At 45.7% G+C, this 19,049-nt stretch carries 21 protein-coding genes; 10 read left to right on the forward strand and 11 right to left on the reverse strand.

All coding sequences use genetic code 11. The features are described from left to right. Positions 1-268 precede the first annotated feature (268 nt). The 6 genes from ABFV83_RS16325 to ABFV83_RS16350 all read left to right on the forward strand — a co-directional run bounded on the left by ABFV83_RS16325 (position 269) and on the right by ABFV83_RS16350 (position 4,298). On the forward strand, positions 269-658 hold the full coding sequence (locus ABFV83_RS16325; protein ID WP_349945287.1) for a transcriptional repressor: 390 nt from the start codon (positions 269-271) through the stop codon (positions 656-658). Between the two features lie 30 nt (positions 659-688). Then, complete coding sequence (locus ABFV83_RS16330) at positions 689-985, forward strand: hypothetical protein (protein ID WP_349945289.1); 297 nt, start codon at positions 689-691, stop codon at positions 983-985. A gap of 118 nt (positions 986-1,103) precedes the next feature. Continuing rightward, entirely contained in the window at positions 1,104-2,093 is a 990-nt protein-coding gene (locus ABFV83_RS16335) for a metal ABC transporter substrate-binding protein (RefSeq protein ID WP_349945291.1), read from the forward strand. A 14-nt stretch (positions 2,094-2,107) separates the two neighbouring features. Then, the gene (locus ABFV83_RS16340; protein WP_349945293.1) at positions 2,108-2,818 is read left to right on the forward strand and encodes an ABC transporter ATP-binding protein; all 711 of its coding nucleotides are present in this window, start codon (positions 2,108-2,110) and stop codon (positions 2,816-2,818) included. Continuing rightward, positions 2,815-3,669, forward strand: coding sequence for a metal ABC transporter permease (locus ABFV83_RS16345; RefSeq protein WP_349945295.1), 855 nt, complete (start codon positions 2,815-2,817; stop codon positions 3,667-3,669). The genes ABFV83_RS16340 and ABFV83_RS16345 overlap by 4 nt, the downstream gene beginning before the upstream one ends. Next, on the forward strand, positions 3,666-4,298 hold the full coding sequence (locus tag ABFV83_RS16350) for a hypothetical protein (protein ID WP_349945297.1): 633 nt from the start codon (positions 3,666-3,668) through the stop codon (positions 4,296-4,298). Before ABFV83_RS16345 ends, ABFV83_RS16350 begins: the two co-directional genes overlap by 4 nt. A gap of 229 nt (positions 4,299-4,527) precedes the next feature. Here the strand turns inward: ABFV83_RS16350 and ABFV83_RS16355 are convergent, their stop codons facing one another. From ABFV83_RS16355 to ABFV83_RS16405, 11 genes are all read right to left on the reverse strand, one after another. Next, complete coding sequence (locus tag ABFV83_RS16355; protein ID WP_349945298.1) at positions 4,528-5,832, reverse strand: DUF6382 domain-containing protein; 1,305 nt, start codon at positions 5,830-5,832, stop codon at positions 4,528-4,530. A 1-nt stretch (position 5,833) separates the two neighbouring features. Then, complete coding sequence (locus tag ABFV83_RS16360; protein ID WP_349945300.1) at positions 5,834-6,223, reverse strand: hypothetical protein; 390 nt, start codon at positions 6,221-6,223, stop codon at positions 5,834-5,836. Further along, a complete protein-coding gene (locus ABFV83_RS16365; RefSeq protein WP_349945301.1) occupies positions 6,220-6,654 on the reverse strand; it encodes a prepilin peptidase in 435 nt (144 codons plus the stop codon). Before ABFV83_RS16365 ends, ABFV83_RS16360 begins: the two co-directional genes overlap by 4 nt. Before the next feature lie 10 nt (positions 6,655-6,664). Beyond that, a complete protein-coding gene (locus ABFV83_RS16370) occupies positions 6,665-7,588 on the reverse strand; it encodes a hypothetical protein (protein ID WP_349945303.1) in 924 nt (307 codons plus the stop codon). A gap of 69 nt (positions 7,589-7,657) precedes the next feature. Then, positions 7,658-9,544, reverse strand: a complete 1,887-nt coding sequence (locus tag ABFV83_RS16375; protein ID WP_349945304.1) for a DUF5702 domain-containing protein — start codon at positions 9,542-9,544, stop codon at positions 7,658-7,660. Continuing rightward, positions 9,544-9,729: a Flp1 family type IVb pilin gene (locus ABFV83_RS16380; RefSeq protein WP_349945305.1), complete on the reverse strand. Its 186-nt coding sequence runs from the start codon at positions 9,727-9,729 to the stop codon at positions 9,544-9,546. Before ABFV83_RS16380 ends, ABFV83_RS16375 begins: the two co-directional genes overlap by 1 nt. 15 nt (positions 9,730-9,744) lie before the next feature. Continuing rightward, positions 9,745-11,007 (reverse strand): immunoglobulin-like domain-containing protein, encoded by a 1,263-nt coding sequence (locus ABFV83_RS16385; RefSeq protein WP_349945307.1) that lies wholly within the window; start codon positions 11,005-11,007, stop codon positions 9,745-9,747. Positions 11,008-11,021: 14 nt separating this feature from the next. After that, complete coding sequence (locus ABFV83_RS16390; protein ID WP_349945308.1) at positions 11,022-11,759, reverse strand: type II secretion system F family protein; 738 nt, start codon at positions 11,757-11,759, stop codon at positions 11,022-11,024. Continuing rightward, entirely contained in the window at positions 11,749-12,969 is a 1,221-nt protein-coding gene (locus ABFV83_RS16395; RefSeq protein ID WP_349945310.1) for a CpaF family protein, read from the reverse strand. The genes ABFV83_RS16390 and ABFV83_RS16395 overlap by 11 nt, the downstream gene beginning before the upstream one ends. A gap of 24 nt (positions 12,970-12,993) precedes the next feature. Beyond that, a complete protein-coding gene (locus ABFV83_RS16400; RefSeq protein ID WP_349945311.1) occupies positions 12,994-14,001 on the reverse strand; it encodes a hypothetical protein in 1,008 nt (335 codons plus the stop codon). A 99-nt stretch (positions 14,002-14,100) separates the two neighbouring features. Further along, the gene (locus tag ABFV83_RS16405; protein ID WP_349945313.1) at positions 14,101-14,658 is read right to left on the reverse strand and encodes an A24 family peptidase; all 558 of its coding nucleotides are present in this window, start codon (positions 14,656-14,658) and stop codon (positions 14,101-14,103) included. A 345-nt stretch (positions 14,659-15,003) separates the two neighbouring features. Here ABFV83_RS16405 and ABFV83_RS16410 point away from each other — a divergent pair, with 345 nt between their 5' ends. The 4 genes from ABFV83_RS16410 (at position 15,004) to glgB (ending at position 18,980) form a co-directional block, all read left to right on the forward strand. After that, complete coding sequence (locus tag ABFV83_RS16410) at positions 15,004-15,384, forward strand: metalloregulator ArsR/SmtB family transcription factor (protein ID WP_349945314.1); 381 nt, start codon at positions 15,004-15,006, stop codon at positions 15,382-15,384. 101 nt (positions 15,385-15,485) lie between these two features. Beyond that, entirely contained in the window at positions 15,486-15,704 is a 219-nt protein-coding gene (locus ABFV83_RS16415; RefSeq protein WP_054739741.1) for a YaaL family protein, read from the forward strand. A gap of 26 nt (positions 15,705-15,730) precedes the next feature. Continuing rightward, a complete protein-coding gene (locus ABFV83_RS16420) occupies positions 15,731-17,065 on the forward strand; it encodes an alpha-amylase family glycosyl hydrolase (protein ID WP_349945317.1) in 1,335 nt (444 codons plus the stop codon). Between the two features lie 4 nt (positions 17,066-17,069). Then, positions 17,070-18,980 carry a 1,4-alpha-glucan branching protein GlgB gene (gene glgB / locus ABFV83_RS16425; RefSeq protein ID WP_349945319.1) on the forward strand — a complete coding sequence of 637 codons (1,911 nt, stop codon included), beginning with the start codon at positions 17,070-17,072 and terminating at the stop codon, positions 18,978-18,980. The last annotated feature ends 69 nt before the right edge of the window (positions 18,981-19,049 follow it).

Consider the following 19,049-nt stretch of genomic DNA (forward strand, 5'->3'; position numbering starts at 1 on the left):
ATATAAACGCGAAATTTGCGGTAAAAACTTCACCATTTTACTCCTTCCTGAAAATTTTTTCGTTAAAAGTCCGGACGGCAGTTTTTAAAAAGCTTTCTAAGATTCCTCCCTGCCAGGCAAGGGTTCTGAAAGGAGCTAAAACCCTTAAAAAAGAGGGAAGAAACATTGATAGGCAAAAAATGCGAAACATTCGCAAATTATCTTGACAATCTTCCAATTCCGCAGTACACTTATTTGCAAATAATTCGCAAATTAGGAAGTGATCCCTTTGGCCAACTATATGACAGCACAAAGAAAACAGCTTTTCGCATTCTTGCAGGAAAACCCTGACAGGCAATTTTCCGCAAAACAAATTGCAGACAGCCTTTCCGGTTCTTCTGTCAGTTTAAGTGCGGTGTACCGTAATCTCACTTATCTGCAGGAAAAGGGGCTGATCAACCGCTTTACAAAAGAAGGAAGCCGGGAGATCTTTTATCAGTATATTCATTCAGAAGATTGCCGTAATTGTATTCATATGAACTGCATAAAATGCGGAAGAACATTTCATATGAATGCTCACATTGCGGACAGGATGCTGAAAGACATTTCAAGAGTCGACGGATTCCAGATCAGAAAAGAGAAATCCGTGCTATACGGGATCTGCAAAAACTGTATCTGATGTGTTCATCGTTTTAAAGGAGGAAGAGACATGGCAAAAAACAAAAAACTGCTTGCCGGGCTTATTACCCTGGCGGTTCTTTTTATGCTGCTCTTTTCCGTATTTTTTATTACTGCTGAGACCCGCCATAACTGCATTGGTGAAAACTGTCCCATCTGTCTTGAAGTTCAGGCCTGCGTCCAGGCACTGAATACTCTTGGAACAGGCCTTGCATCTGCTGTTGCTGTATTCGCGGCCGCTCACTTTTTTGTAATCTTAGTGATTCAGGTATTTCACCGCAACCCTTCACACACTTTGGTTTCTCTTAAGGTAAAGCTGACGAATTGAATATTGACTTTCACAAGGGAGTATTCTGCCCATTTAGTGGCAGAGACCGATTGATCCATGCTTCCTTGTATTCTTATGCCCATTTTTAATCATCAATATTTATCCGGAGGTTTTAATAATGAAAAAATTAATCGCCTGCCTGTCAGCAGGACTTATGATAATGGGAGCCCTTACTGCCTGCTCCAACACAAATGCAACAACAAAGACCAGCAACAACCATAAACTAAGCGTGGTATGCACAATTTTCCCGGAATACGATTGGGTGAAAGAAATTCTCGGCAGCCATGGCAACAATGGGGAAATCACCATGCTTATGGATAGCGGCGTGGACCTGCACAGCTATCAGCCGACAGCGGATGATATCATCAAAATCTCAAACTGCGATATGTTTATCTATGTGGGCGGCGAATCCGACCACTGGGTAAAGGATGCCTTAAAGGAAGCCAAAAACAAAGATATGGTAGTGGTCAATCTCCTGGAAGTTCTTGGCGACACGGTCAAAGAGGAAGAAATCGTTGAAGGAATGGAATCAGAGGAAGAAGAAGCCCAGGAGGGCCACGATGAAGGCCCGGAATATGACGAACACGTCTGGCTGTCACTGAAAAATGCCAAAACCTTATGTAATCATATTGCATCAAAGCTGGGCGAAATCGACAGTGCAAACGCTGCAGATTATTCCGCAAACGCAGATGCCTATGAAAAAAAACTGGATCAATTGGATGAAAGCTACCAGCAGACAGTAAACTCTGCAAAACAGAATGCAGTGCTGTTTGGGGACCGTTTCCCCTTCCGCTATCTGGCAGATGATTACGGACTTACCTATTATGCTGCTTTTGTGGGCTGCTCGGCTGAAACAGAAGCAAGCTTTGAGACCATTGCCTTTCTTTCAAAAAAGGTTGATGAATTAGGTCTTAACGCTGTGCTCACGATAGAAGGCACTAAGCATAAAATCGCCGAAACCATCGTCCAAAACACAAAGGACAAAAATCAGGCAATACGTTCCATGGATTCCATGCAATCCATCACTTCCAGAGATGCAGAAAGTGGTGCCACCTATCTTTCCATTATGGAGGCGAATCTGGAAGTGCTGAAAGATACATTAAATTAAGAGGAGGAATTAAAGTGGCACAGCTAACATGCAACAACTTAAGCATTGGGTATGACGGTAAAACTGTCCTGAAAGGACTTGACTTTTCCGTAAACAGCGGAGATTATCTCTGTATTGTGGGAGAAAACGGCTCCGGTAAAAGCACGCTCATGAAAACCATCCTGCACCTTCTGACTCCCCTTGAAGGAAGCATTGTTATAGAAAACAGCCTGCAGCCGGGGGGATTTGGATATCTGCCCCAGCAGACAATCGTGCAAAAGGATTTTCCTGCTTCAGTCAGGGAAATCGTCTTATCCGGCTGCTTAAACCGCTGCGGGCTGCGTCCCTATTACAATCGGGAAGAAAAGCAGCTTTCCCTTGAAAACATGGAGAAAATGGGGATCTCTCATTTATCCAGACGGTGTTACAGGGAATTGTCCGGAGGCCAGCAGCAACGGGTTTTGCTGGCCCGGGCGCTGTGCGCCGCCGGAAAAATGCTGCTGCTTGACGAGCCTGTTTCAGGTCTTGATCCAAAGGCTACTGCCGAGATGTATGAATTAATCCGTAACTTAAATGAGGAAGGCATCACCATTATTATGATATCTCATGATATTGGAGCCGCCGTAAACTATGCAAGCCATATCCTTCATTTGGGAAATCCCTGTTTTTTCGGGACAAAGGACGAATATTTAAGTACCGGCATTGGTAAAGCATTTTCAACTCAGGATGGAGGCAAAGAAGCATGAGTGCATTAATTGAAAAATTAGCCTTGTATTTTGAATATCCTTTTGTACGTTATGCGCTGATTGTAGGAATATTGATCGCTCTCTGCTCCTCTCTGCTGGGGGTTACACTGGTGTTAAAGCGATTTTCCTTTATCGGCGACGGACTTTCCCATGTTGCCTTTGGAGGGATTGCAATTGCAACAGTGTTGAAGCTGACCAATCAGATGCTGCTCATTTTGCCGGTCACGATTGTGTGTGCAATTCTTCTGCTTCGCACCGGACAAAACGCAAAAATCAAGGGCGATGCGGCTGTCGCAATGATTTCCGTTGGCGCTCTGGCCCTGGGCTATCTGCTCATGAATATTTTTTCCACCTCAGCCAACCTGGCAGGAGACGTATGCAGTACCCTGTTTGGCTCAACCTCCATTCTGACATTGACAAAGACTGAGGTATGGCTTTGCGCCGCCCTTTCGGTTGTCGTTATAGCCGTATTCCTTCTTTTTTACCATAAGATATTTGCGGTCACCTTTGATGAAGACTTTGCAAAGGCCACCGGCACGAAAGCGGACCAATATAACCTTCTGATCGCTGTCATCACAGCCATTATCATTGTACTTGCCATGAATCTGGTAGGCTCACTGCTGATCTCCGCTTTAGTCATCTTTCCGGCGCTCTCGGCAATGCGTTTATTTAAAAACTTTAAGTCAGTGATCCTTTGTTCTGCAATCCTCTCCGTTTTCTGCGCCGTACTGGGCATTCTAACGTCCATTCTGGCCGGAACACCGGTGGGATCAACCATTGTTGCCGCCAATATCGCCGCCTTTTCCATATGCTCCCTCATTGGTTGGATCTGGGGAGGTGTCAGGGGATGAGACATAGCTTTGGAATAATTCTGTTGCTTTTAATGGTGAACCTGGCATTAGCAGGCTGCGGGAAGAACGCCGATACTGTTCCCGGTCCGTCGCTGCCACAAGGGGATAGGACAGACTCCGGTCAATATGGCACCTCAGACTCTGAACAAAACGAATCGGAGAGCGCTGAAGACTTTGACATCAATTCCTATCCTTCTGATTCCTTTGAGCCAGCCACGGAGCAATTCCAGGAGAGCGAAGCCGGTTCTCTTAAGGATTATCCGGCTGACTCCACGAATAATACCGGATTTGATATTGATCTGACAAAACTAAGCAGCACCATGGTTTTTTCCGAGGTATACAATATAATGATATCGCCAGAAGAATATGTGGGAAAAACAATTAAAGCCCAAGGGATGTTCCAGGTTTACCAGGATTCGAAAAATAAGAACTTTTATGCTTTGATAATTGCCGATGCCACTGCCTGCTGTCAGCAAGGGCTGGAATTAATCTGGAACGGGGATCATACTTATCCGGATGATTATCCGGAAGAAGAAAGCGATATAGAAATAACAGGTGTGTTTCAAAGCTATGTAGAAGAAGGCAATACATATTATTATGTGCTGGTAAACGATGTTAAGGCGGTGTAGGATATCATTCCCATACCGCCTTTATAAACTGCTATAAATGTTTCTTTGCGCTTGACACCTGACAGGTATATAAGGTTCCACTGCTTTTTCCTATAGAACATGGCATCTAAAGATCATGCCACCGGTAAGTCATTCCACCAGTCGATCATGCCATTGGTAGATCATGCCACCAGCACATCGGTATAAAAAACGGCCGGCGCTGCTTAAAATTTGGAAAATAAGATTTATGTTATGTAAATATAAACGGGAAATTTGCGATAAAAACCTCATCTCCCTTTTTCAAAGCAACTGTCTCATTAGTTTCTAATAACCGTCCATTGACTGACGTTCCATTGGTAGAATTTAAGTCGCTGATACGGTATTCCTCTCCTTCCCGATCTATCCTGGCGTGAATCCTGCTGACGGCTTCTCCGGTAAGGACACAGTCAACCATGCCTTCCTGCTTTCCAATTAAAAAGGGAACATAAGTAATTACAATGTCTTCCACATCACTGCCAACCGCACGTAAATACCGGAGGTTTTTATCAGCCGTTGTATCGGTCAACAGGACCGTTTGAATTACTTCCTCATCTCCAGTTTCATGTTTAGGCGCCTTTTCCTTTATTTCTTCTTCAAACGTCATTTGCCAGTCAAAGTCCGCCCCTGGCTGATGATCCCCCTCTTCCCTTTTTACCATGATCTCCTTTAGCTGCCCGGACTCTTTCTTCCATACGGTAAAAACTGCTAAAACTGAGAAAACCCCGGCCAAAGGCACCCCATACCAGAATTTCCTGATCCCTTCCATGCCAAAAACCAGCCATAAAGCTGCGGCTATGCCAAGCATGGCTAATATTGGGATAATAAGAACAGCTCCTTTCTCTTTTATATTAAAAAAACTATTCCTTTCTTCCATTTCCTGGTTTAGAAAATAGGGTTGAGGAGAGATATGGCTTTCTTCCGGTTTGTTGTCTCCTTCCGGCTTGGGGAGACTTTCATCGCTTTCGTTTCTCCTTGCACAATTTTTTCCGGCAATTTCAAGAAGGTCCTTTATCCCGTAATTTTCCTTAAGGCTTTCCTGATAAAGGCCATAAGCCATTACTACGCATTCTTTATCCTGATGGTTGACCTTACCCAGAAGATAGCGAAGCAGTTCAGTCATTTCCCCCGGAAATCCTGCCTGACTTCCAGGAACAAGGCAAAGGGAAACCGTAAACTGCTCCGGTTCAACATAAATATATTCCGGTTCCAGAAGGATCTGTTTTTCCTTAAGCAGATAAGCTTCCAGCTTCTCCAAAGTCCGCCCAATATCTCCTATAAACTTCTTAAGCTCCTCCCCTCCAAGGCTATGGCATTCAAGAACTCTGTTTAAAGGCTGCTTAGAAGTGATCTCATAATAATAAAACTTCCGGTTATCCACCTGCTTTACATGGAATTTCAGCAATCCTTCTATCCTGTTTGCCGCCATCATATGTATTTCATAACTTTCATATCCGGCTTCCTCTGGTTCCAGGATTAAATAATTGTGCTTCATTTCCCGTCTGTATGCTGCCTTCATTTCATTCCTCCTGATTGATGAGAGTCAACATCCTTAAAAAATTCTCCGGATCAAACACGCCCTGTTCCATCTCCAGCTTCCAGGTTCCCGCCCTTCCACAGGCTTCCACCTTTTTGCCTGTTACAGGGTTTCCGGCCATCTTAATCTGAAAATCGTATTTTTTCCAGGAAAAGGGGGTCCCGGCCCTTTTGGCTGCCCACACCGCTGCTTCATCCGGCGGCTCGGTTTCGTTATGGCGCAGCCTTTGCACAGATTCCTGCAGTGCCATTGATCCCACTACTTCATCCCTCAGCCGGTAAGCCGCCTGAACAGAAACCATTAGAGCCCATAAAACAATTGCCATAATAAAAGCCGCTTCAACAGTATAGCTTCCCCGCAGTTTTCCCTTCACAGCATCACCAGTCCAATCCATACAGGAACCAGAAATGGAAGAAAGGGTACTGATTGCTTTTTTACATCCCTTCCCCGCAGCCAGGCCAAAAGACAAATTCCACCACAGACGATACCGTTTAAAAAGATTCCATAGATCAATAACTTCAGGTTCAAAAGTACTCTTAAAAAAAGGCCGCTGACTACAAAAAACCAGCCATCTCCCATGCCAATTGCCTCACCTGTTAACCGGCTAAGGAGCAGGAGTCCCACCCCAACCATACAGCTTAACAGCCGTTCTGCTCCAATATCTCCCCGTAAAAAAGTCAGAATTACTCCGGCTATGCCTGCCGTCTTAAAAAGCCACACGCTGACAGCCTTTTCTCTTCCGTCTTCCCAGGCAGCCGCCAGTAAAAATACCCCAAATAATATTTTATTTATGCTTTCCAGCATAGGACACCCCCTATTGTGAACAGTACGAACACGCTCCCAGATGACTGACCTGGGATAATGGAACAGCCTCCACATATGCCATGATGGAGGAACAGTTCCTGTCACTGTGATACCGCTCTCCTGACGGCATGATGTATACACTGCCGTTTCCCTCTGCAAATCTGCCGCATCTGCTGCAGGGCTTATATTTTCCACCGGATAAATTACGGGCATTCTCAACTTTTTTAAATGGAATCTGTTCTATGTCATTGTATAAATAATGACAAGTCCGCTGCCGGTGGTATCTCGTACTCGCCTTTCCAATGTATACAAGCTCATCATCCTGCCCTGTTTTTCTGCTGCTTCCTCCCTCCTGACCGATCCAGGCTCTGCGGCAGCATCTGGCTGTCATGGGTATACTGCTTAAGCCAAAAACGGAAAAAGGAATTTTGACCCGGTAATCCATGATCAGATCAATGGTCTCTCCATCTCTTAAAACAGCAGAACGTGCAAAAGATGTTGATTCAAACCGTTCAACCTCTGTCCGTCCCTCTACCCGCTTTCTCACATAGAGAAGTATTCCCTCCTCTGTCAGCCCGTCTAAAAACTCCTCTGAAAAGCCGTCGAATCCAGTGGCCTCCAGCCTTTCTCCCAGCTTAAGCCGATGCAATACATAAGCATACTGGCTTACCTCCTCTCCTGCCGCCTCCAGGGCGGTTTGAATGCGCCTCCCCTCCTTCATCACCCCCATGGGAAGCATGAGGATCACCATAAAAAACAGAAAAAGGGGCAGGACAAGGGCAGCCTCTATAGTCAGGCTCCCCTTTTTTCGGAAGCAGGAGGCAGATGATAATACCCTTTTTACAAGGAATTCTTGTTTTGTGAAAGGGATTTGTACCTGGAGAGTAACAATTTTTTTATTATTTTTTCTTTGGAACTCCTTGAAAAAGGGCATGATCATCCACCTCCTTTCCTATTTTTTACCCAACTGACCGGGCATAACGGTATGCCCGCAGAGCGTCCTTTAATATGCTTTTTCTGTCCGGACTTCCACCGGATAGAAGGGATTATTCCCTCCGAAAAACATATGCCTTGATCTCACAGTTCCTCTTACCTCTGCCTGATAAACGCAGTGCACCATACGAAAATCCGCCTGTTTCCTGCATAAATTCATCTGGATCACATCCATAAGACGATAATGCTGCTGCCCAGGCTCTCCCAAAAAAAGAAGAAGCTTTAAATAGCTTGTATAACCAATTCCATTTTCATCATCTTTTCCGCCTGTACATGTTCCCGTTCTTCCTAATTCCAGAAGACCGTCCAGTGACAGCTTCCAGGTAGCTCCTGATTTAAGAAAGGCCACCTTTTTTCCCTCCAAGAGCATTCTCACATCCACGATCGCCTCCCCAAGTGCCCAGATGCTCATTACAAAAAATGCAACAATTCCGGTAAGAGGAGCCAGGCCCACAGATCCGGTAATAAGGCCGGCTAAAGCCATTGCCTCTTCCCGTTTCTGGCCGTCTGAAAGAATATGAATTAAGTTCATGCCTTCCCTTATCATGAGAATATCTAAAACCGTCTGCTTTAAGTTCTCCTCATCTGTTTTCTTCCCTGAAACCAGATACTCCACTTCATACTTTACCTCCTTATCCTCCTCTGAGAGAAAGCTTGTGAGAAAATGGCCGCAATACTCCCCGAACAATATCCGGTCTATAAGGCCCGCCTCCAGCACCTGACCTTCCCCACAGGTGACGGAAGGAAAAGAACCGTCAGACAAAATGCCTTTTGATATTTCCTTTCCATCAGGCAGAATCATAGATAAAAGCCCTGTCTGCATGAATCCTTCCACCTGTTCCAGAAGTCTCTGTTTTTCCGGGTCCTTCACTCCATTGGAATAAGAAAGGAATGGGAGGTCTGCCTTAACCCATATTTCCCCTACAGACCCCCACAGTTGGGACAGATCAGGACCTTCATCCTCTTCATCATCACTGTCCCAGTTATCAATAATGCTCTCTACCTCAAAGGAACGTTCCCTTGCATGGTCCATAACCTGTTTCAACTGTTCCATCCGCCCGGGAAGAGCCTCAATTTCCTGCCTTCGCTCCCCATCCTGGTTTACATAGGATCCATAGCAGGAGGTATCACCGTTCAAAGCCTCACGGACTTCCTGGCTTAATTCATCCTGAGCTGCTGATAAGCCTTTGTTTGTTTCGCTTATGCTGCTTTTTAATTCATCTGCCCTTTTCCCATAAGTCTTTACTAGGCCAGGGATCCTGTTCATTTCCCCCTTTAGCCGATCCGCCTCTCTTCGGAATCCAGGACCGTCATAATCCCTGATTCTTTCATAGGCAGCCTGCCAGTAAGCCTTCTGCTGCTTTAAAGAATCATTGATATCCTCCAAAGCCCTTTCCAGCCGGACAGCTTCCCGTTCATGGTCACGGAAAGATCCGGATAACTGTTTCACGGCTTTTGCTTCCTTTAAGTTCTTAAGCAGGTCTTCTGTACTCTTTTCATCTGTCATACTTTCAAAGATTCCGTACTTCATGTAATCCAGTATCTCCTGCTTTAAATACTGCCCTCCCCCGTCGGTAATACGAAAAAGCTCCATTGTATCTGCCTTTTCCACATCCATGGAATACCAGCCGGAGCTGTCCATATAAGGCTTCATGAATCCCTTCCATGCCTCCTCCAGCTCATCATCATTCTCACATTCCAGAAGAAAGAGACGATATGTTTCCCAGGCTTCTCTGTGGTATCTGCTGAATACAGAGTCCATGGCAGAATCTGCCGCAAGCTTTAGATAGCTCCTGGATCCAGCAGTCCGTGCGGACTCTATAAGCCCGCACATCAGGCTGAATATGCATAAAAGGGCCATACTGAAAAACACTGTTACCTGTCCGCTTTTGCGCATCAATACACCTCTTTAGACTGACTGTTAATTTCCTTAAATACGTTATCAAGAAGAGTCGTTATCTGCTTTTTAAATATAATAACAAGTCCGATTAAAACCACCAGAATCAGCACTACTTCTATAACACCTACTCCATCTTCTTCCCTTAAAAAATCCCTGATCTGTCTGTTTACCAATGTCAGCATCCTTTCACCTCCCTTCTAATAAAATGCCAGGAACGCAGGAACCACAATCATGACCATGACCACTCCCAGCATCATAAGCAGAGGCAGCAAAAGCCTGGTTCCAGCTTCTTCTCCCAGCTTTTTCGCCAGGTTCTTTCTTTGCTCAAAAGCCGAGACCATCTCAAGCTCCAAAGCAGGGCGTAGCTGTCTGCTTCCGTTTTTCTGACTTTGTTCCAGAAGAGCGGAAAGTTTTATGTAGACCTGTAACCCGCAGCGCCTTCCAAATTCACTGTAAGCCCGTCCTTCCGACAATCCAGTGCCAAGCTGCCAAGCTGTTTTCACCATCTCTTCATACGCCGGACGCACATTTCTCTTTCCCTGCTTCACCGACTCCTTATAGCCAGCCGCAATCCTCTCCCAGGCTCCCCGGACCGTAAGACCTGCCCCGATGTATACTACCAGCTTGGAAACTACCTCAGAATAATCCAACAGCAATTGCTGCTCCCGCATCTTTGCCAGGCTTTTCCTGTCAAACCCTTCTTTTATATGTAGTAGCGCTGCCAGTAAAAGTCCCAGTACCGGTAATATCCGGAAATCTGCCGTTTCAGGCAGGAAGTACTTTAGCCTTTTCCCCTCATAAACCGACGGCAGTAACAGGCGGTCTTCCGTCTGCTGTTTAAGATCCATCTGGCCTATCCACTGGAGAAAGGCAGAGGCAGCCTTTTCTTCCTGGGTAAGGGCGGGCGGATAGACCGTCACTTTAAACTCATATTGGCCTTCATGACCCCCAGCCTTTATTCTGGCCCTTAGCCAGACCGTTTCTCCCTCTTCCGGTATTTCCTCATTGTGAACGATTCCAAAGGAATCGATCACCTGGGGATTATCAGACTCCCAGCTGATTCTAAGCCCATAATCTCCCAGGCTGTTCTTTAAATTTAAGTCTCTTCTCACCTCCTCCAGGGACTCATTTTCTCCAAGCATCTGCTTTATCAGCTCAGGCTGGATCCTCTGAAACAGCTCCCTTACTTCTTCAGCCCCATACTGCCGCTCCCTGACAGGAATTTTAACCGGTATCTTCCTGTCACCACTCTCCCGGTCAAGCCCGGATACCAGAATATCGTAAGTAGTTTCTCCCCGGCCCGGCTCTGCCCGTTTAAGCCCTCCTCCTTCAGATACCGCCTGCCCGCCTGGTGAAAAAAACAGCTTCATGGCAACATATAAGGCAATCCCGGAAACTAAACAGGCTGTCTGTACTTTAGAAAAAGGAAATCTCCATGTTCTGCTGCCTTTTCTTAACATCTGTCCTCTCCTTTCTATATCTCAATCCTCATAATCCGCTTTGCAATCCCTATGGCCACGATGTAAATGACCATGCACAGGGTCATAAGGACCCTTCCGATCCCCGTACTGTACATGATGTTAAAAAATCCGGGAGAAGTTATATCAATGTAAAGGACAATAAAGAAAGGGATTATGCTCATGATTTTTTGTTCAAACTGTTTTGAGGCTGTCATCGTTAAAATCTCCTGTCTAACCTGTACCTTATCCCTTATTACATCCGCCGTGTGGCTGATGATCGAAACCAGCTCTCCCCCGCTTCGCTTTGCCGCGGCAAATACCTCCGCAAAGTTTTTAACATCATCAAGACCGCTGCGGCCAGCAAATTCAGAAAGCGCCTGCTCCACCGAACGGTTCATCCGGATCTGGCTCTCAATATGGCTGAATTCCTTAGAAACCATCCCCTCCTCCCCATAAAGTAAAATCAATTCCTTTACAGAAGCAGAAAACGCGTTCTCCACAGAATAACCGGCACTTAAGAAGGAAGCTAAAAGCAGAATGCCCTCTTTAAATTCCAGATTCAATTGCTGAAGCCGGCCTTCCTTTAACTCTCTTTTTTTAATCATAGGGAAAATAAAAACCATTGGAACAAATAACAGAAATGACGCAATGCTGCGGTAAAAGACGTAAGCGAAAAGCCCTGCAGCTGCCAGGCCCTGAAATCCATACAGGCACCACTGAACCGGTGTCAGAACATAGTTTTCATATCTCAATGCCTGCTGCTTTAAGTTTATCGGTGTTTTGAATGACTCCCACCTTTTTAAGACTGCCCCAAACAGCCGTTCCTCCCTCCCGGTTCTCATAATCTTCCTCAAACTTATATAACGGATTAAGCCTGATTTCTCCGTCTTCATAACCAATTACCTCCACAATGGACAGGACCCTCCTGCTTTTATCTCTTAAGCGCCCCAGATGAATTAAAATATCAATTGCCGCCGCGACCTGGCTTCTGACCGCTGCCAACGGGATATCTGTTCCCATAAGCACCATGGTCTCCAGCCTGGAAAGCATGTCCCTGGGGCTGTTTCCATGACCAGTGCTAAGGCTTCCGTCATGTCCGGTGTTCATGGCTGATATCATATCCAAAGCCTCCCTTCCCCTCACCTCTCCAACAATAATTCTGGAAGGGTTCATCCTCAAAGCGGCCCTGATCAGGTCTCCCATGGTCACCTCTCCATCCCCCTCCCCATTGGCCTCTCTTGTTTCCAGCCGCACCAGATTTGGAATATGGGTAATCTTTAGTTCTGCGGAATCTTCAATGGTTACAATCCGCTCTTCCCGGGGGATGTAAGCGGATAACGCATTGAGAAACGTGCTTTTTCCCGAATTGGTTCCGCCGCTGATAAAAATATTATAGCCTGCCTCAACAATACATTTCAGGAAAATTGCAGCCTCTTCTGTGACCGAGCCCAGCTTTAACAGTCTTGTCATGGTAATGGGCTTCGGGAATTTCCTGATGGTCACTGCGGGGCCGTCCAGTGCGATAGGTGGCAGCACTACATGAACCCTGGAACCGTCAGGCAGCCTGGCATCCGCCATGGGTCTTGATACATTTACCGTACGGTTTACCCTGCTGACGATCTGCTGGATGGTATCCTCCAGCTGCTCCTGGCTGTCAAAGGCTCTGTCCCACTTCTCCATGTGTCCATTCCTCTCCACATAGACATGGCTTGCCCCATTTACCATGATCTCCGTCACATCCTCGTCATCCACCAGCTCCTGAAGAACCCCCAGCCGCCGGAAAGAATCAAAAAGCCTGCCCCGAAGCTCCATTTTTCTTTTCAGGGGAAGAAAGCTGATTTGCCCATACTCCAGAATTCTACGGTCTATGATCGCATAAAGCTCCTCATCAGTTACCTGCTGCCGCTCATCCAGCTCTCTCATAATTTCTTCCCGCAGCTTCCTTCTCTCATCATCGTCCATGACTGTTCCCCCTTAGCAATCCTTTTACAGCTTACGGCTGTTTCCTAAAAGCTGTCTTGTATAATCCCCCAATTCTCCCCATAAGAGCTGTTCCAAATAGTTCTCCCTACGATTGAAGCTGCAATGGTAGGGAGGCTTTATTTTCTGAATCCGGTCTTTAAGGAATCCGCGGCCCGATGACTCCAGATATTCCTCAAACTCTTCTATCTTTGCTGTGGATACGCAGTCATCCTTTACAGGCATGTATACCACATCGCATACCTCCAGCACCTCTGCCGCCTTCTTTCCGAATTGGCCTAAATCCAGGATAATGGACTCATAAGCACTCTCCCTGGCAATGTGGCTTACCAGTTCCGCCATCATCTGCCCGGTCACCTGGCAAAGGTCCTCAGGATATTGCACCGGCGGCACATAATCCAGTTCTCCCCAGGTATAGACGACGGATCCAAGGCGTATCCAGTGAAACCCCTCCTGGCTGTAATAATACAAAAGATCAGATAAACCTCCCCTGTACTCTTCTCCGATCAACCGCCGGAATCCGGAACAATCCTCTAAATTTAAATAAAGTACCTTTAAATCCCGGGCCAGCAGCTGTCCCATTGCAAGGGCAAAAGAAGTCTTTAAGCAACGGTTGATAGGAGAATATACACCCATGATCCTGCCTGTCTTTGAAACCATGGCATATCCCGGATCTCCGGGATCGTCACAATAATACTTCATCACCTCACGCATCAGGCTGTCTGCGGCCTGATACTTATAAACACCTGGATACTGCCCTTCCGGAGGAACTGCCTCACCGTCAGTCAGCATGACCACAAAGGCAGCGCCTGTCTTTTCTATTTCCTCCCTGGAAATGGAGGAACTAATGAGCAGGAGTTCTATCTTATGGTCTTTTCCATAAGCCGTTAGTTGATCCAGGTCAGTAAATGCCATCACCGTGAATGAGACCTGCTCCTTCTGGCTTACAAATTCCGTGAACCTCTCCGTATACAAAGGATCAGTATCATAAACCGCCATCACTCTCTTTGCCAAAACCAAACCTCCTTATTTTGTATACTAATGAAACAAGCGGATAAATTTGCATATTCAGTTATCAGCATGGGGAGGTTGAAGGAAGTTCTTCCCTCAACCTTATCCCCAAAAAACCATATAGCCCAATGTCCCCAAAAACAGGCACAGACCCAAAGGTATCACCATATCATACCCGTCCCGGACAGAATCGTAGTAGGTTGTAAAATTTCCTGTTTGAAATACGCGCCTGATATAGGCAAGAAGACAAGAAAGGCGGAAAAAAAGGCTGCCACTCCCTGTCAGTTTGATAAAGGACCAGAAAGCCCCTATAAGAAAACCAAGTCCAACTGCCAAAGCGCCCTCTCTAAGCCCCAGAAATCCGCATATGAGAGCAGCCAGCTTGATATCTCCCGCACCGATCATACGGCACAGGAATAATAAAAAGAATATCCCGGTCACAATTACAAGCCTCAATAAGAAGAGAAGGCCCCCAAAAAGCTTTTCTGATCCGGAAACTTCAAGCAGAATGCCGAGGATGATTCCTGAAATCACCAGCCAGTTAGGTATACGGTGCTCACGAACATCATAAAAAGCCCCTGCCCCTAAAATCAGCAGCAAAATAACATATCGAACGATACAATCCCCCTCTTTACTTAAAATTTTAACATTGGAATTCATGCTGGAAAATCAGCCTTGGATTATGGAATCAAATGTCCATAATTCTTTGAATACTTTTGAAATGCTGTATGCGGAACGCATATAAGAATGTGCCTTTATTATGCACAAAGGGAAATGAAATGTCAACTGTTTTTTGCAAGAAATATTGTATACATTCTTTTTTATGGTTTTCTGAAACCAAAAGCCTCTCTGTTATTTTATTGTCATTTTTAACAATTTTTTTCATTATTTTACCTTTTTCGCAGCATAAATCACAAAGTTTTAGTTATAAAACATTGACGTTATGCTGCTGGGATGATAAAATATTATTAGTTTAATTTTTTAAACCAAAGGAGGAGTCCAACCATGCATGCCGAGGATTTTAATGAACTTTTCCAGAATTGCATGCCTATCTTTATCGCTCTGGGAGACGAAATCCGGCTGACCATTATTGAGGGGCTCGCCAATACAGGTCTTTATGACGACCTGGGAAACGGCGTTGCAAATACCAGTAACGGCTTAAAGCTACAGCCCAGGCAGGGAATGAATGTAAAAGAAATCACGGAAATGACCCGGTTGTCCCGCCCTGCCATTTCCCATCATTTAAAGATTTTAAAAGAAGCAGGTCTTGTGAATGTCCGTCAGGAAGGAACAGCGAATTATTACTATCTGACCATTGGCGACAGCACAAAAAAACTTTGCTCTCTGGGACTGTATTTACAGGAGTTAATGAACCGGGTTTCATGAATTATCAAAGATATACAGGTAATATATGAATAAAATGCCAATTTCCAGACATACTGAATTTATAGCATTCGGTAAAAATTATAAAATCTGGAGATGATAAAATGAAACATGGTCTTTTAAAAAAACATCTGGTCCTATCAGAGGAAGAGCGGAATTTAAGACGTGAGATCGAACGTTCCAAAACCGCCATTGATTCCGCCAGAAACCACTTTGAGCAGGTGGTTGACCCAACGCTTATTGATTGTTATATTTACGAACTTAACGCGGCACAGCTGCGTTACCAGTTCCTTCTGCGCCGTTTTAAAAGCCGGGAGGTATAAACTACTATAATCTGGAGGATAAGTATATGAGCAAGTGGTATGAAAGGGGTATTTTTTATCACATCTATCCCCTGGGGCTTGTGGGCGCTCCGAAAGAGAACAGGGAATCTTCTGTTATGTACCGGTTTGGGGAGCTTTATGAGTGGATTTCCCATATCCGGTCTCTGGGGTGCAATGCGATCTACATCGGGCCACTGTTTGAATCCTCTACCCATGGGTACGATACGCGTGATTACCAGATGGTTGACCGCCGTCTTGGTGACAGGGAAGGCTTTCAGGAGTTTGTGTCCCGCTGCCACAAAGCGGGCATAAAGGTGGTCGTTGACGGCGTCTTTAACCATACGGGACGGGAATTTTTCGCATTTCAGGATATCTTAAACCATAGGGAGAGTTCTTCCTACAGGGAATGGTACCGGGGAATCAATTTTGCCGGCAACAGTCCACTGGGAGATTCCTTCGGATACGAAGCGTGGCAGGGACATTTTGAGCTTCCTTGCCTTAATCTTTTTAATCCCGCAGTCAGGCAGTATTTATTTGATACCGTACAGTTTTGGATCAACACCTTTGACATTGACGGAATACGTCTTGACTGCGCCAATGTGCTGGACTTTGGATTTATGAAAGAGCTGCGGCAGCGCACGACGGAAATGAAGGAAGATTTCTGGCTCATGGGGGAAGTTATCCATGGAGAATACGGCAGATGGGTCAACCCCGGCATGCTGCATTCTGTCACCAATTACGAACTACATAAGAGCATTTATTCGGGTCATAATGACCACAATTATTTTGAAATTGCACACAATGTAAAAAGGCTGGAATCCATTGGTTCCCAGCTTTATACCTTTGTGGACAATCATGACGAAAATCGGATCGCAAGCAAGCTTAACAATACGGAACACCTCTATCCGGTTTACACCCTGTTATTTACCCTTCCCGGAATCCCCTCAGTCTACTATGGCAGCGAGTTCGGAATGGAGGGCAAACGGACCAATACGGAGGACTCCATGCTGCGTCCCCAGGTTTCCATTTCTGAAATAAGAGAGCTTTCCTGTCCGCTTAAGGACTTTATCAGCAAGCTTGGTCATATCCATGAACAGAACCCGGAATTTCACGGGGGGCAGTATCAGGAACTTCTTCTCACCAACCGGCAGTACGCATTTGCACGGTTTCATGAAAAACAGGCCATCATTACTGCGGTAAATAATGATGAATCTGACGCATATGCCGAAATTCCCTGTCCTTGTGAGGGAGGCACTGCTGTCAATCTTCTTGATGGAGAAGTATTTCCAGTGATTGACCATAGAATCGGATTGACCATACCCGCAAACCGGGGCGTAATCTTAAAGATCATGGAGGGATGAGCGAATGGAAAGTGACAAAAATGAAATCGGATTGGGCTTTATTACAGAGGTAGACCGGTATCTTTATAACAATGGAAGGCATTACGAAATCTACGAAAAACTGGGCGCCCATCCGGAAAACTACGAAGGAAACGACGGTATGTATTTTGCAGTCTGGGCACCTCATGGTGAGCAGGTCAGCGTAGTCGGCGATTTTAACGGCTGGGATCCGGAGGCAAATTCCATGACACTGCTTGCTGATTCCGGAATCTGGGAAGCCTTTGTTCCTGGTTTAAGTGTTGGGGAGCTGTATAAATATGCGATCACCACCAGGAGCGGCAAGATCCTTTTTAAAGCGGATCCTTACGCATTTCAATCGGAATACCGCCCCCAGACCGCCTCTGTTACTGCAGACCTGTCGGGATTTCAGTGGAAGGACCTGGCCTGGCTGGAAAAGCGGAAGACCAAAGACCCGTTGAATGAACCGATCAGCATTTATGAGGTACATCTAGGCTCCTGGAGGAAGAAAAACAGGGATGAAAAGGAGGGATTTTATACCTATATTGAAGCGGCTCATGAACTGGCAGACTATATTCTCCAAATGGGTTATACCCATGTGGAGCTGATGGGAATTGCAGAGCATCCCTATGATGGCTCCTGGGGTTATCAGGTAACAGGATATTTTGCCCCCACTTCCCGGTATGGGACTCCGGGGGAGTTTATGTATTTCGTCGATTATATGCACAGAAAAGGAATCGGTGTTATCCTGGACTGGGTCCCTGCCCATTTTCCAAAGGATGCCCATGGCCTGGCGGACTTTGACGGAGAAGCCTGCTACGAATATGCGGACCCCAGGAAAGGGGAACATCCCGATTGGGGAACAAAGGTCTTTGATTACAGCAAATATGAGGTGGATAATTTTCTTATTGCCAATGCCCTTTACTGGGTGGAGAAATTCCATATAGACGGGCTTCGTGTGGACGCAGTCGCTTCCATGCTTTATCTGGATTACGGAAGAAACAACGGGGAATGGGTGCCAAACCAGTACGGTGGAAATGAAAACCTGGAGGCCATTGAGTTTTTTAAACATTTGAACAGCGTTATCAGAAAGCGTGGAAACGGGGCAATGGTCATTGCCGAGGAATCTACCGCCTGGCCAAAGGTTACCGGAAACCAGGAGGAAAGGGGTCTTGGTTTCACCTTCAAATGGAATATGGGCTGGATGCATGACTTCCTTGAATACATGAAGCTGGATCCTTATTTCCGCAAATACAACCACCATAAAATGACTTTTGGCCTTACATATTTTACCAGTGAAAACTATATACTGGTATTATCCCATGATGAGGTGGTGCATTTAAAAGGTTCTATGATCCATAAAATGCCGGGGCTTTTAGAAGATAAATTTGCAAATTTAAAATTGGGATATACGTTTATGCTTGGCCAGCCCGGTAAGAAGCTTCTGTTTATGGGACAGGACTTCGGGCAGTTCCATGAATGGGATGAAAAAACCGCCCTGGACTGGTATCTGTCTGAGGAACCTTTAGGCAGGAACCTTAAGGATTATGTAAAGGATCTTCTGCATCTGTATAAAAAATATCCGGCGCTTTACGAGAAGGATTATAACTGGGAAGGTTTTTACTGGATCAACGCCAATGACAGCGAACGGAGCATCTTCAGCTTTATCAGGTACAGCAAGGACCATAAGCGCAGCCTGCTGTTTGTTTTAAACTTCACTCCCGTACCACGTCCCGATTACCGGGTAGGGGTTCCGAAGCGGGGAACCTATACTCTTGTTTTAGACCAGGATCACGGACTGTACAAGCGAGGTGAGAAAGCACCTGCTTTCCGATCTGAAAAGATGGAATGGGATGGGCAGGAGTACTCCTTCCCATATCCTCTTCCGGCTTATGGCGCGGCTGTTTTCCGCTTTTAGCTTACATGTGAATTCAGTAATATTTTCCAGATAATTCTAAAAACAAGCTATACTTTTTATGGATTTTGT

The organism is Lacrimispora sp. BS-2 (assembly GCF_040207125.1).
Lineage (GTDB): Bacteria > Bacillota > Clostridia > Lachnospirales > Lachnospiraceae > Lacrimispora.

Coding starts and splice junctions, on each gene's coding strand:
- ABFV83_RS16330 (WP_349945289.1), top strand. CDS start 689: ATGGCAAAAAACAAAAAACTGCTTGCCGGGCTTATTACCCTGGCGGTT.
- ABFV83_RS16335 (WP_349945291.1), top strand. CDS start 1,104: ATGAAAAAATTAATCGCCTGCCTGTCAGCAGGACTTATGATAATGGGA.
- ABFV83_RS16345 (WP_349945295.1), top strand. CDS start 2,815: ATGAGTGCATTAATTGAAAAATTAGCCTTGTATTTTGAATATCCTTTT.
- ABFV83_RS16350 (WP_349945297.1), top strand. CDS start 3,666: ATGAGACATAGCTTTGGAATAATTCTGTTGCTTTTAATGGTGAACCTG.
- ABFV83_RS16355 (WP_349945298.1), bottom strand. CDS start 5,832: ATGAAGGCAGCATACAGACGGGAAATGAAGCACAATTATTTAATCCTG.
- ABFV83_RS16365 (WP_349945301.1), bottom strand. CDS start 6,654: ATGCTGGAAAGCATAAATAAAATATTATTTGGGGTATTTTTACTGGCG.
- ABFV83_RS16370 (WP_349945303.1), bottom strand. CDS start 7,588: ATGCCCTTTTTCAAGGAGTTCCAAAGAAAAAATAATAAAAAAATTGTT.
- ABFV83_RS16375 (WP_349945304.1), bottom strand. CDS start 9,544: ATGCGCAAAAGCGGACAGGTAACAGTGTTTTTCAGTATGGCCCTTTTA.
- ABFV83_RS16380 (WP_349945305.1), bottom strand. CDS start 9,729: ATGCTGACATTGGTAAACAGACAGATCAGGGATTTTTTAAGGGAAGAA.
- ABFV83_RS16385 (WP_349945307.1), bottom strand. CDS start 11,007: ATGTTAAGAAAAGGCAGCAGAACATGGAGATTTCCTTTTTCTAAAGTA.
- ABFV83_RS16395 (WP_349945310.1), bottom strand. CDS start 12,969: ATGGACGATGATGAGAGAAGGAAGCTGCGGGAAGAAATTATGAGAGAG.
- ABFV83_RS16405 (WP_349945313.1), bottom strand. CDS start 14,658: ATGAATTCCAATGTTAAAATTTTAAGTAAAGAGGGGGATTGTATCGTT.
- ABFV83_RS16410 (WP_349945314.1), top strand. CDS start 15,004: ATGCATGCCGAGGATTTTAATGAACTTTTCCAGAATTGCATGCCTATC.
- ABFV83_RS16415 (WP_054739741.1), top strand. CDS start 15,486: ATGAAACATGGTCTTTTAAAAAAACATCTGGTCCTATCAGAGGAAGAG.
- ABFV83_RS16420 (WP_349945317.1), top strand. CDS start 15,731: ATGAGCAAGTGGTATGAAAGGGGTATTTTTTATCACATCTATCCCCTG.
- glgB (WP_349945319.1), top strand. CDS start 17,070: ATGGAAAGTGACAAAAATGAAATCGGATTGGGCTTTATTACAGAGGTA.